Source organism: Saccharopolyspora elongata, from assembly GCF_004348985.1.
Lineage (GTDB): Bacteria > Actinomycetota > Actinomycetes > Mycobacteriales > Pseudonocardiaceae > Saccharopolyspora > Saccharopolyspora elongata.
The window spans coordinates 23287-35651 of sequence record NZ_SMKW01000029.1; the positions used below are offsets into that span (position 1 = coordinate 23287).

14 protein-coding genes are annotated in these 12365 nt (G+C 69.1%); 3 read left to right on the forward strand and 11 right to left on the reverse strand.

Annotated elements, in window-relative coordinates:
• Positions 1–28: 28 nt before the first annotated feature.
• From E1288_RS21660 to E1288_RS50385, 3 genes are read right to left on the reverse strand one after another with little or no spacing between them, the layout of a single operon-like run.
• Complete coding sequence (locus E1288_RS21660) at positions 29–1078, reverse strand: NADH-quinone oxidoreductase subunit B family protein (RefSeq protein WP_207954487.1); 1050 nt, start codon at positions 1076–1078, stop codon at positions 29–31.
• Between the two features lie 35 nt (positions 1079–1113).
• Positions 1114–1314 (reverse strand): hypothetical protein, encoded by a 201-nt coding sequence (locus E1288_RS21665; RefSeq protein WP_132487854.1) that lies wholly within the window; start codon positions 1312–1314, stop codon positions 1114–1116.
• Entirely contained in the window at positions 1311–1583 is a 273-nt protein-coding gene (locus tag E1288_RS50385; protein ID WP_408013682.1) for a hypothetical protein, read from the reverse strand. Before E1288_RS50385 ends, E1288_RS21665 begins: the two co-directional genes overlap by 4 nt.
• A 129-nt stretch (positions 1584–1712) precedes the next feature.
• Here E1288_RS50385 and E1288_RS50390 point away from each other — a divergent pair, with 129 nt between their 5' ends.
• A complete protein-coding gene (locus E1288_RS50390) occupies positions 1713–2780 on the forward strand; it encodes a hypothetical protein (RefSeq protein WP_408013684.1) in 1068 nt (355 codons plus the stop codon).
• Between the two features lie 414 nt (positions 2781–3194).
• On the opposite strand, the gene E1288_RS21675 is transcribed toward E1288_RS50390, so the two are convergent.
• Both E1288_RS21675 and E1288_RS21680 read right to left on the reverse strand, forming a co-directional pair.
• On the reverse strand, positions 3195–4085 hold the full coding sequence (locus tag E1288_RS21675; protein ID WP_132487858.1) for a VOC family protein: 891 nt from the start codon (positions 4083–4085) through the stop codon (positions 3195–3197).
• A 52-nt stretch (positions 4086–4137) separates the two neighbouring features.
• Positions 4138–5322 carry an acyl-CoA dehydrogenase family protein gene (locus E1288_RS21680; protein ID WP_132487860.1) on the reverse strand — a complete coding sequence of 395 codons (1185 nt, stop codon included), beginning with the start codon at positions 5320–5322 and terminating at the stop codon, positions 4138–4140.
• 184 nt (positions 5323–5506) lie between these two features.
• Between E1288_RS21680 and E1288_RS21685 the strand changes: the two genes are divergently transcribed.
• On the forward strand, positions 5507–6058 hold the full coding sequence (locus E1288_RS21685) for a MaoC family dehydratase (protein WP_235883717.1): 552 nt from the start codon (positions 5507–5509) through the stop codon (positions 6056–6058).
• 39 nt (positions 6059–6097) lie between these two features.
• Here the strand turns inward: E1288_RS21685 and E1288_RS21690 are convergent, their stop codons facing one another.
• The 3 genes from E1288_RS21690 to E1288_RS21700 all read right to left on the reverse strand — a co-directional run bounded on the left by E1288_RS21690 (position 6098) and on the right by E1288_RS21700 (position 7998).
• A complete protein-coding gene (locus E1288_RS21690; protein WP_132487862.1) occupies positions 6098–6472 on the reverse strand; it encodes a nuclear transport factor 2 family protein in 375 nt (124 codons plus the stop codon).
• 107 nt (positions 6473–6579) lie between these two features.
• Entirely contained in the window at positions 6580–6819 is a 240-nt protein-coding gene (locus E1288_RS21695; RefSeq protein WP_132487864.1) for a hypothetical protein, read from the reverse strand.
• Positions 6820–6831: 12 nt separating this feature from the next.
• Positions 6832–7998, reverse strand: a complete 1167-nt coding sequence (locus E1288_RS21700; RefSeq protein ID WP_132487866.1) for a Rieske 2Fe-2S domain-containing protein — start codon at positions 7996–7998, stop codon at positions 6832–6834.
• Between the two features lie 308 nt (positions 7999–8306).
• Here E1288_RS21700 and E1288_RS21705 point away from each other — a divergent pair, with 308 nt between their 5' ends.
• On the forward strand, positions 8307–9107 hold the full coding sequence (locus tag E1288_RS21705; protein WP_165968205.1) for a mycofactocin-coupled SDR family oxidoreductase: 801 nt from the start codon (positions 8307–8309) through the stop codon (positions 9105–9107).
• A gap of 204 nt (positions 9108–9311) precedes the next feature.
• Here the strand turns inward: E1288_RS21705 and E1288_RS21710 are convergent, their stop codons facing one another.
• From E1288_RS21710 to E1288_RS21720, 3 genes are all read right to left on the reverse strand, one after another.
• Positions 9312–10097, reverse strand: a complete 786-nt coding sequence (locus E1288_RS21710) for an SDR family NAD(P)-dependent oxidoreductase (RefSeq protein ID WP_132487868.1) — start codon at positions 10095–10097, stop codon at positions 9312–9314.
• Positions 10094–11404: an MFS transporter gene (locus E1288_RS21715; RefSeq protein WP_235883718.1), complete on the reverse strand. Its 1311-nt coding sequence runs from the start codon at positions 11402–11404 to the stop codon at positions 10094–10096. Before E1288_RS21715 ends, E1288_RS21710 begins: the two co-directional genes overlap by 4 nt.
• 183 nt (positions 11405–11587) lie before the next feature.
• Positions 11588–12115: a nuclear transport factor 2 family protein gene (locus tag E1288_RS21720; RefSeq protein ID WP_132487872.1), complete on the reverse strand. Its 528-nt coding sequence runs from the start codon at positions 12113–12115 to the stop codon at positions 11588–11590.
• Positions 12116–12365: the final 250 nt, after the last annotated feature.

Consider the following 12365-nt stretch of genomic DNA (forward strand, 5'->3'; position numbering starts at 1 on the left):
TTCTCCTGCTCTCGTCGTCAGCCACTGCCTACGGACGCCAACGGGGGTTGTACCCACTCGTCAGCACCGGCTGCTTGTGATGCCACTTCGGTTCCTTGTTCGCGACCATGTTGGTGATGCCGCGCATCCGCCGGATGAACGATCCGTAGGGCTTGGCGAGGATGCCGGACAGACTCGCCCCCGTCGGTTCGTCCATGAACGGCATGAACATGTCCGGGAATCCCGGCATGGTGCAGCCGATGCAGATGCCGCCCACGTTCGGGCAACCGCCGACCCCGGACATCCAGCCGCGCTTGGGCACGTTGCAGTTGACCACCGGACCCCAGCAGCCGACCTTCACCTGGCACTTCGGCGAGTTGTAGTCCTTGGCGAAGTCGGCCTGCTCGTAGTAGCCCGCCCGATCGCAGCCCTCGTGCACGGTCTTGCCGAACAGCCACTGCGGCCGCAGCTTCTCGTCCAGCGGTGGCGCCGGCGCGGCTCCCGCGGCGTGGTACAGCAACCACGTCAAGGTCTCCATGAAGTTCTCCGGTTGCACCGGGCACCCCGGGATGTTGATGATCGGGAGGCCGCCGCGGGACTTGAACTCCCAGTCCAGGTAGTCGGCGAGCCCCATGCACCCGGTGGGATTGCCGGCCATCGCGTGGATCCCGCCGTAGGTCGCGCAGGTGCCGGCCGCGACCACTGCCCACGCCTTCGGCGCGAGGCGGTCCAGCCACCAGTTCAGCGGCAGCGGCTCACCGGTCTCCGGATCGTTGCCGAACGACGTCCAGTACCCGTCGCCTTCGATGATGTTCTGGTTCGGGATGGAGCCCTCGATCACCAGGATGAACGGCTCCAGCTCACCGCGCGCCGCGGCGCGGAACGGCTGGAGGAAGTCCTCCCCACCGAGCGTGGGCGAGAGGACCTTGTTGTGCAGATTGACCTTCGGCAGCCCCGGAATGAGGCCTAGCACCACGTCCTCGATCGCGGGTTGTCCCGACGCCGTCACCGATACGGTGTCGCCGTCGCAGCTCATCCCCTCGGAGATCCACAGGATGTCGATCTCCTCGAACCCACTTCGTCGCGCGGCGCGGCTCATCTCCTGCTTCCGCGTCTCCAGCTCGTCGTCGGCAGTCATGTCGCGGGCCTCCCCTGCAACCGATCTCGTATCCGGTCGTACCCGAGCAGTTCCTTCTGGCGCAGTTCGTCCAGCAACGCACTGGCACGCTCGTCCCCTCCGCACAACCTGTCGAGCGAGTCGTGGTCCCCGCACAGCTGCTCGACCATGCGGTGGTCGTGTGCGATCGGGTCGACCGCGTCGTGCTGCTGCATCACGTGCCGTCCCCTCGTGCCCCGGTGGCGTCGTGCAGCGAGCGCATCGTGCCGTGCAGTCGCGCCAGGACCTCCGGCGGCATGCCGTCCACACGGTCGAGGATCTCGGCGGCACGAGGATCGGTGGCCCGCGCTTCGCGCTTCTCCGCATCGGTCAGCGCGAGTGTCAGCAGGGACAACATCTCGTCGATCTCGGTCGCGTCGTGCAGATCACCCGGACTTTCCGGGGCGACCTCGGGGTGATCGGGCAGCAGGATGGGCGATGACAGCACCAGGTCGGCGTCATCGCCGATGAGGACTGGGAACGCGTGGATGTTGCGACTCGCAGCCACTGCTGCCGAGAGCTCGCCCGGCGGGTCCATCATGGAGCAGAACTCCAGTCCGCGTCCGCTGATCAGCAAGTGGGTGGCCACCAGCGAACGCCGCAGCGCCGCCGGGCGGGACGCATCGGCATCCACCTCGCGATCGCGATTCTCGACTCGCACGCGCAGGCGGTAGGCCCCGTCTCCTACCCCCTCGGCTACGGCGGACAGCGACGCGGCGATGCCCTCCGAGCGTCGCAGAATCCGCCCGCTTTCGCCGAGCGGCTCGGCCTCCTTGGCATCGGGAAGCTCGATTTCGCGGGTAAGTCCACCATCGAGGAGCGCCGACAGCTTCGCGTGCAGATCGAACTGCTGGGGCGCGGCTTCCTCCGTCGACAGGTGCCGCGTGCCGTCGACGTCCAACGAATCCACCGGGACGAATTCGCCGTCGACAGCGCGTTCGGCGGTTCGCGCCACGACCCGCAGGAAGCGGAGCCGGATGTCGGCCTCGGCCTCTTCGGCCTCGCCCGGAACCCGGAACAGGCATTCCGTCTGCTGCTGCCACGATTCCACCGAACCCGCCACCACCGGCGGCACCGGGCCATCCGCCTCGACCCACCGGCGCGGCGCGAGGATGCCGAACTGCCATCGCACGCGGTTCTTCCCCGACGAACGCCGATACGGGTAGAGCAGGTAGCCCTCGTAGAGCACCGCGTCGGCAACCGCTTGAGCCCGCGCGGACTCCGTGCCGGGCTCAACGGGCCCGGGTCGGCTGTCCTTCGGTGCGAAGCTCATCGGTTTCTGCCCCCAGCTTGGCTGCTGCCGTGCAGAAGCAGGATCGTGCACTTCCCGCTGATCAACGGTTGCCCCACGGCAGTCCTGATATTGATCCGGTTGTCACCCGCGTGCCCACAGGCCCGATGCCCGGCCCGGAACGCAACGACGCGGGGGTGCTGCGCGATCCGTCCAAGCTACGGCGGCGGCCGCAACGCCCACAAGTCGATCTGCCCGCACTCGAACGGGCCTTGCAACCGCGACGACGACAGCGCTGCCGGAAGATGTTCCGCGCGGCCGAACTTCGGGTACCCACGCGCGGAGCCCGCAGTTCACCGGCGCGACGCGCCGACCGTCGGCCCGAGAAGCGCTCATGTCCGTGAGATCCACTGAGGACTCGGAAGATCTTCCTTCTCCCGCAGCGCTCTCTGCAACTCATTGCACACGAGCACGCAGCATCGGCTGATATGCGCGGAGACTGACACGAGCCGACTCTCCACACATCTGTTGGAGAGCCGGAGCACTTGCCTGCAAGACGCGTGTGGCGATTCGGGCACGTCTACGGACCTGAAGGCGGGACCGGCCCGGCCCGAAAAGAAAAGCAAGGCCAGTCCCGCCCAACACCACCGCGAAGCCAGCCGCCCGGACGTCCGCCTACCCCGCGCAACGAGCGCGAAACCCATCCGCCATCGCAGTCCACGTCTGGTTTCACTCTCCCGGATCAGGAACACCGTTGAGCGGCAGCGGGCAGAATGCCGAAGCGCGGCGCGGAGGTTTCTCCGCGCCGCGCTTCGTTGTCGGGTCAGGTCAGCTGCTGAAGTCCCACTTGTGGCCCCAGTAGCTGTCGGCCGTGATCTCCTCCGCCGAGTAGGCGGATTCGTCGACCAGCATGCCCGCGCAACCGACTTCGAGATCCCAGCCGCCCGGGGTCCGGACGTAGAACGACACCATCTTGTCGTTCGTGTGACGCCCCAACGTGGACGACACGTGGTAGCCGCCCTCCATGACCCGGTCCAGGGCACGTCCGACCTCGTCGAGGGTCTCGCACTCGACCATGATGTGGACCAGGGCCGGGGACTTGAGATCCGGCGACGGCAGCAGCGCGAGGCTGTGGTGCCGCGCATTGACGCCCATGAACCGGAGCCGGACCGGGCCGTACTCCGGGGGCGCCGGCAGCCGGAACGCCCCTCGCGGCAGGAAACCGAGCGTCTCGGCGTAGAAGCGGTACGCCTCGTCCAGGTCGCTCACCGGCACCACGACGTGCCCCAGCCCCAGCGCCCCGGTGACGAAGCGGTTCCCGAACCGCGTCGCGACCGGGCTGTGGTCCAGCGCCGGGCCGTGGAAGATCTCCAGCGGGGTTCCGCCCGGTGCTTCGAAGGTGATTCCCGCCTCCACCCGGCGGGTATCGGCCTCCTCCAGGGTCAGCGGCTTCGGGGCGAGCCCGGCCGCCTCGACCGCGGCCTGGACCCGCTGGAGGCCCAGGTGGTCGCGGACCTCCCAGCCCACGGCCTCCACCCGGTCCACGTCGCCGGGCAGGACGACGATCCGGCCGATCCGCTCGTCCACGCGCAGGTACAGCGCGTCCTCTTCCGGCCCGCTGCCCTCGGCGAAACCGATGGTCTCGAAGGCGAACTTCCGCCAGGCGTCCATATCCGTGGCGCGGATCCGGACGTAGCCCAGTGAGCTGATGTCGGTCATGTCCTTCCTCTCTCCGTGCAATAGGCGCCGGACGTGGTCGGCGCGGCTAGGTTCAGATCAGCGCCCGCAGCGGCCCATCCGGTTCGATGCCCAACGACGTCAAGGCGTTCGAGTGGTAGATCGAACCGGGGATGTGGATGGCGTGCTGCAGGCCGACGTGCGCGTCGCGCCAGAAGCGCTGCATCGCGTTGTTGCGGCGCACCGCATTCCCACCGGACCGGGCGAAGATCTCGTCGACCGCGGACACCGCGCGCCACGCGCAGCGCACCTGGTTCCGGCGCACCACCGACCGGTCCTCGAAGCTGATCGGCCGGCCAGCGTCGACCATGTCGTAGAGCCGGCTGACGCCGTCGAGCAGCTGCGTGCGCGATCCGGCGATCTCCGCGGCGGCTTCGGAGATCGCGTACATCGTGTGCGGGTCGTCGCGGACCCGGGTCCCGGCCGCCATGACCCGGTCCCGCTGGTAGTCGAGGTGGCAGGCGAGCGCGCCTTCCGCGATGCCGATGACCGCCGCCGTGATGCCCAGCGGGAACATCGTCCAGAACGGCAGCCGGTACACCGTGTCGGTCCGGCCGGCGCGCTCGGCGGCCAGCTCGCCCTGGGCGACCTCATCGGCGTCGATGGTCCGGTACGCCGGGATGAACGCGCCGTCGACGACGACGTCCTTGCTCCCCGTGCCGCACAACCCGATGACGTCCCAGGAGTCCTCGACGATCGTGTAGTCCTTCCTCGGCAGGACCACGTGCATCGTCTTCACCGGCTGCGCCGGCTTGCCATCAGCGTCGCCGAGCAGTGCACCGAGAAAGATCCAGTCGCAGTGGTCGGTTCCGGAGGAGAACTGCCACCGGCCCCGGAGGACGTAGCCACCGTCGGTCGGGGTGGCCACGCCGCTGGGCATGTACGGGGAGGCGATCCAGGTGTCCTGGTTCTCCCCCCAGACCTCCTCCTGGAGCCGCCGGTCCATGAGCGCCATCTCCCACGGGTGGACGCCGCCCACCCCGCACACCCATCCCGTCGATCCGCACGCCTTCGCCACCGCCATCACGGCTTCCGCGAAATCGCGCGGGTGGGCTGCGTGCCCGCCGAAGTCGGTCGGCTGCAGCAGCCGCATGACCCCGGCTTCGCGCACCAGCTTGACGCTCTCGTCCGCCAGCTTGCCGAGGCGCTCGGTCTCTTCCGCAGTCGCTGCGAGCCGGGCAGCGACCTCCTCCACTCTGCGAACCACATCGTGCGCCATGCAGGCACCTCCGGAAATGATCAAGACGGCCGCACCCGCCACCGATGTGCCAGGGCGTGCTAGACGCTAGGTTCGGCTTCCGGGCCGCTCCCACCGCTGCTCCCGCTGACCGAGACCGACCTGTGCGCCCGGACTCGCGCGGCTGTGACACGGGTCCGCGCCGCACAGCTTCCCAAGCAAACGCTTGGCCAGCTATGCTCTCGGCGCCGAGATGGAGCTGGCCGGTGCCGCGGGCACGGCGGGAGGGCAGGAACAGGTGGCCGAGGAATCCGGGGGCGCGGCCCCGTTCACCGTCGACGGGCTCGACGAACTCCGCGCGTCCGTCGGCACGACGCTGGGCCCCACCGCGTGGCTCCCGATCGACCAGGCGCGGATCGACGGCTTCGCCGACGTCACCGGGGACCATCAGTGGATTCACGTCGACCCGGTGCGGGCGCGCGAGTCCGCGTTCGGGTCGACGATCGCGCACGGCTACCTCACGCTGTCGCTGTGCAACTACTTCCTGCCCCAGCTGCTGTCGGTGCGCGGCGTCAGCATGGGGGTCAACTACGGCGCCGACCGCGTCCGCTTCCCGGCGCCGGTGCCTGCCGGATCACGCATCCGCGGCCGTGGCGAGGTCCTCGCCTGCATCGACGTGCCCGGCGGGGTCCAGGCGACGATCCGGATCACCGTGGAGGTGGAGGGCCAGGCCAAGCCGGCGTGCGTCGTCGAGACGCTCAACCGCTGGCTCGCCTGATCCCGCCGACCGAAAACCCCTGCCCCGCAACGGACGCCGTCACGAGGCGGACTGCACGTCCTCGGGGCTCCAGAACGCCCGCATGCTCGTGATCCGCCCGGCCTCGTCGAAGGTCATGACGTCGATCGGCTCGACCTCGACCGCCCCGTCCGGCGTCTCGGTGCGCACGCGGAAGTGGAACGCGGCGCTGTCGCCGGCCGCCCGCACCGCGATCAGCTCGCTCTCCCGGCGCAGGTTCTCGATGGCCGAGTAGAACTCGGCGATCGCGCCCCGGCCGCGCAACGGCTCACTTCCCACCGGATCTTCGAGCGTGGCGTCCTCCGCGTACAGCGCCGCGATCTCCGCCGCTCCCCCGGTCCCGATGGCCTTCACATAACTCGCGACGACGTCGCGGATGACGGACGGCTCCGGCATGTCCGATGTCCTCTCCTCGTGGTCGGCCCGCGCAGCGGCGGGCTGGTGGCGGTGATCCGGATCGGCCGACTCCTCGCACCGGCTGCGAGGAGTCGGCCTTCCCGGGATCACGGCTGCGGAACGCGGATCCGTCCATCGCGCACCGCTGTTTCGATGCTGTCGCTCAACTTCAGGCAGGTCAGCACCGTTGCGCGGTCGGCGGTCGGGCTCTGCGCGAGCTCGACGCACTGCTCGGTGTCGGACGTCCACTGCACGAGCGTGTGGGCCAGGCTGTTCTTCTTGACCAGCACGCACGTGCCGCAGCTGCGGCAGGACACGGGCTGGAGCGGAATCTCCTCGTCGGTCATGGATCGCGCCGATCAGGCGGTGGGGGCGCTGTCGTCGACGATGATCCGGCCGTTGGCCAGGTTGTCATCGACCTCGGCCTGCCAGAACTGGATCGCCCGCTCGGTGTCGATCTCGAACTCGAACCGCTGGGTCATCTCCGGCTGGACGTCCTCGACGTCGACATAGAACTGCTCGTACCAGCGCCGGAGCTGGTAGACCGGGCCGTCCTCCTCGCACAGCAGCGGGTTGTCGATCTCCGCCTTGTTCTGCCAGATCTCGACGTCCTGCAGGAAGCCCTTCTCCACCCCCGCGGCGAACGCCTGGGCCATCTGCTCGGCCTCCTCGTCGGACATGCCGTCCGGCTTCTTGACCATCGCGCCCCACTGCAGCACGAAACTCGTGGGCGACACCGGGTAGTGGCAGTTGATCAGCACGGTCTCGATCGTCTGGTCTCCCACGTCGCTCCACAGATAGTCGATCATGTAGGAGGGTCCGTAGTAGGAGGCGCTAGAACGCAGGCTGCTGTCGTCGGAGTAGTTCGTGCCGATCTTCACGTCCGGCCGGGCCTTGCTGTGCATCGTCTGGGTGGCGACGTGGCCCTCGAACACGTTCTTGAAGTACGTCGGGAACGAGTAGTGGATGTAGAAGAAGTGCGCCATGTCCACGACGTTGTCGACGATCTCCCGGCAGTTCGATCCGTCGATCCGCAGCGAGTTCCACGTCCACGACGTCCACTCGTCCGAATCCGTGCCGGGGATCTCCGGGATCGTCACGTCCGGCGGAGGCTGCTGCCCCTGCGGGTCGTTCCACACGAACAGCTGCCCGTTGCGCTCCAGCACGGTCCACGCCTTCGTGCGGGCCCGCGGCGGCACCCGCCGCGCGTACGGGATGCTCGCGCAGCGCCCGCTGCCCGACCAGCGCCAGTCGTGGAACGGGCAGGCGACCTCGTCGCCCTTCACCTCGCCCTGGCTCAGGTCGCCGCCCATGTGCGGGCAGTACGAGTTGAGCACGTTCAAGTTCCCGCTGCTGTCGGCGAACACGACCAGCTTGGTGCCGAACGCCTCGATCGCGTGCGGTTTTCCGTCCCGGTAGTGGTCGGCAAGGCCGAGGCAGTGCCAGCCGCGTGCGTAGCGAACCGGCGGCGCCGCCGCCTCGATCACCCGCACCTCGTTCTCGCCCGCCGCCTGCAGTGACGTCATGAGGACTCCTTTGCCTCCGTCTTGCCAAAGCTCATCAATGGTGGGAAGTCCGGGCGGGGCGAAAACAGTCGACCTCCCGCTCACCGAGACCGATCTCGGCCGGCGCGGGCCCGCCCGCAGGTTCCGGTGGTCGCCATGGACCGCGACCGAAGACGAACCGGCACTCGGCCGGTCATCGCAGCGCCAGTCCTCGTCCGACGGGCCACCGCGCTGATAACGTAGCAAGCGCTTGGTCGCCACACCGCGAGAGCGCGCCGGGCCGCTGGGCCACCGTGCCGCCGAGGACGGAACCGTTCAGGAGGAAACCCATGAGGCTGTCCGGGAAAGTCGCTTTCATCACCGGCGCCGCGCAGAGCCAGGGCCGCAGCCATGCCGTGCGGCCGGCCGAGGAGGGCGCGGACATCATCGCCGTGGACATCTGCCGGCAACTCGACATCGTCAAGTACCCCATGGGCACCGAGGAGGGACTGGCCGAGACCGTCCGCCTGGTCGAGAAGCACGGCCGGCGCATCCACGCCGCCGTTGCGGACGTGCGAGACGCGGATGAACTCGCGGCCGTCCTCGACGCGGGTGTTGCCGAGCTGGGCGGGCTCGACATCGTGGCGGCCAACGCGTCGATCTGCACCACGCAGCCGTCCGAGGACCTGACCCCCGAGATCTGGCAGACCACGCTGGACATCAACCTCACCGGAGTGTGGAACACCTGCGCGGCAGCCATCCCGCACCTACTCGCCTCGGGCGGCGGCAGCATCGTGATCACCGGTTCCACCGCGTCCCTCAAGGGACTTCCCTTCTTCCTGCCCTACGTGGCGGCGAAGCACGCAGTGGTCGGCATCGCGCGATCGCTCGCGCTGGAGTTCGCCGACCGGGGCATCAGGGTGAACACGATCCACCCCACCGGCGTCGACACGCCGCAGGGGCACTCGCCGGTGCTGCCGACGCTCCTGGAGAAGCGGCCGGATCTCGGGCCGCTGTTCATGAACACCCTTCCGGTGGAACGCGTCCAGTCGATCGACATCAGCAACGCGCTGGTGTTCCTGGCCTCCGACGAAGCCCGGTACGTGACCGGCGCGAACTTCCCGGTGGACGCGGGCAACACGATCCGCTGAACGGCCGCCGCGCGATCGGGAGGACTGCGTTCGATGGACGCCGGGATCGCCGCGATCCCGGCGTCCGGGAGCCGGACGATGCTGTGACCGCCTGGGTGCGCAGCCGAAGAGCGGCGGTCACGGCTCGAAGAGCGTGCAGGCCGCCCGCTGCCCCAGCCTGATCAGCAAGGACAACGGGCGGCCATCAGCTCAGCCCTCTCGGCGTCAGTCGGCGAGTGAGCCGAGGCGGTCGCTCGCCGTGACGCCGCCGTCGACGAACATCGTGCTGCCGGTGACGAAGCTGGCTTCGTCGCTGAGCAGGAAGCGGACGACGGAGGCGACCTCTTCCGGTTGCCCGACGCGGCCGAGCATCGCATCGCCGCGCATCCGGGCCATGCGCCGGGTGTCGGCGAGGCTGCGCTCCAGCATCGGCGTTTCGATGTACCCGGGGCAGACCGCGTTGACCCGGACCCCGGCCGGGCCGAACTGCGCGGCCAGCGACCGGGTCAGCCCGAGGACTCCCGCTTTGGAAGCGCTGTAGGACGGGATGTTCGCCTGCCCGAGGGTCGCGTTGATGGACGAGATCGCGACGATGGCCGAGCCCGGCTGCGCCTCGAGGTCCTCGGCGAGCGCCGCGGCCGCGTAGGCGTACGCCGTGAGGTTGACGTCGAGGACGCGTTGCCACGCCTCGCGCGACAACTTCGTCACCGGCGTCGAGTCGACAACGCCCGCGGCATGGACGAAACCGCCGATCCTGCCGACGGCCCGTCGGGCTTCGCCGAGGGCGTCGTCGTACCGGGCCACGTCGGCGACATCGATCCCGGACACGGCGACCGGCGTCTCGTGGTCGTGCTCGATCTGCTTCGCGACGGCGGTCGCGCCCTGCTCGTCTCGATCCCACAGCACCACCGGTCGACCGGCGGCCGCCAGGGTGCGGGCGCAGGCCGCGCCGATCCCGGATGCCGCGCCGGTGACCAGCACGGGCGTCTTCGGAGATGTCTTGGCACTCATCGCGTTTCCTCCATCGTCGCACCGGAATCCGATCGGCCCGCGACGGCCGGGCCGTCGTCGGTGAGGTCGCGGCCCCTGGTCTCGGCGATGAGCCAGATCGACACGATCGTGATCGCCGCCGACAGGGCCGCGATGGCGGTCAGCGGCAGGCTCGAACCCCCGGTGGCGGCGACGAGGCTGGTGGCGATCAGCGGGGTGAAGCCGGCGCCGAGCAGGCTGGCGAGCTGGTAGCCGAGCGAGACACCCGTGTACCGGACGCGGGTGCCGAACATCTCCGAGAGCATCGGCGCCAGCGGCGAGTACATCAGGTTCTGCAGCACCTGGGCGATCATCAGCCCGACCGTCATGACCACCACGGACTCGCTGTCGACCATGGCGTAGAGCGGGAACGCGAAGAGCACCGTGCCGACCGCGCCCACCATGACCACGCGGCGCCGCCCGAACCGGTCGGACAAGGCGGAGAACAAGGGGATGCAGACGATCGAGACGGACACCGTGAACAGCAGCGCCCGCATGACATCGGACATCTGGTACCCGAGCCCCGTGGCGTAGGCGATGATGTGCGAGCTGGTCAGGGCCGTGAGCGCGAAGGGCCCGATACCGGCGGCGCACGCCAGGACGAGCGCGCGCGGCTGCCGCAGCAGCTGCAGCGCGGGCACCTTGGGCTGCGCCTGGGATTCCGCGGCGGCAGCGGCCTCGCGGAACACCGGGCTTTCGACGACGCTCAGCCGGACGTACAGCCCGATCATCAGCAGCACCGCGCTCAGCAGGAAGGGCACCCGCCAGCCCCAGGAGAGGAAGGCCTCGCTCGGCAGGAGGGTCACCAGCGTGACCGCGGCGGTGGAGAGCAGGAAGCCGAACGGCGAGCCGAGCTGCATGATCCCGACCCACGCCCCTCGGCGCCTGGAGTCGGCGTGCTCGATGACCATCAGCGCCGCGCCGCCGTACTCCCCGCCGACCGCCACGCCCTGCACGATGCGCAGCAGGACGAGCAACACCGGGGCGGCGAAGCCGATCTTGTCGTAGGTGGGCAGGACGCCGATGAGGAAGCTGGCGCCGCCCATCAGCATCATGGTCACCACGAGCATCGACTTGCGCCCGAGCCGGTCGCCGAAATGCCCGAACAGGAGCCCGCCCAGGGGACGTGCCACGTAGCCGGCCGCCAACGTCCCGAAGGCCGCGACGGTCGAGACGCCCGGGGTGAGCGCCGGGAAGTAGAGCTTCCCGAACACCAGGGCCGCCATCGTGCTGTAGAGCAGGAAGTCGTAGTACTCGATGACGGTCCCCAGCAGGCTGGAAAGCGCCACCTTGCGCAATTGTGCTGACCCGACGGAAGACGGGCCGGCACCCGTCGGGGTTGGTTCCTGCGAGTTCATCGGGGGCCTCCAGCCGATACCCGACCAATGGGGAATTTCCTATGTGGACCGTTCACCGGTCGCACCGCACGGCGATCGAGGAGGAACGCCGCGTGTCGTACGGCAGGGCGCCCGCTACAGCCGGCCGCGGAGGTACCCGAAGAACCCGGGCGTCTTGGTGACGCGGAGGCGGGTGAGCTTGCGGTAGCTGATCCGCCACCGTCCCTCCACCTTCCGGTATTCCTCGTGGTAGTGGCCGTAGCCGTGCATGTGCTCGGTGACGTCACCGTGCTGCCACCAGAGCTCGTCCTCCATCGCCCAGATCCCGCGCGCCGTGGTCGGGGAGGTGAGCTCGATCTCCGGCATGTGCCCGTGGTGCACCGTGGTGACCTTCGTGTCGCCGTCGAGGAGCCCGGAGATCGCCTTGGTCAGCGCCTCGGCGCCGACCACCTTGTTCCCCTGGCCGTCCGCCTGCGGCCGGTTCGCGTCCGGAACGTCGGCGTAGGACTCGCTGACCACGTCGTCGGTGTGGCACTCCGCGTAGCGGTCCCACTGCTTGGTGTCCATCACGCGAAGGCGCCTGGCGAAGAGGGACTGGATCTCCGAGATCGCCAGCAGCTCCTCGGCCGCCGACGGCGTCGCATCCACGGGAACGCTCGACATGCCTTTCCTCCTGCGTCGTCCTTGACGTTGACCGGCAGCCGCGGTGGCGACGACCTCCGCCCGAAATGCACCGGGCGGCGCGCGGACCCGGCGGGCGTTCAGCGTTCAGCCCGCTTCGTTTTTCCGCGAATTGCCCAAGCGCTTGCTTGATGGCGGGAAGGTTAACCACGCGCAGGGGAGGCGTCAAGGAGAAGGCCGCGTTTCCGTCGAGCGAGGTCGCGGCGGGTGCCGCGGGTTGGGGCCGCAACCG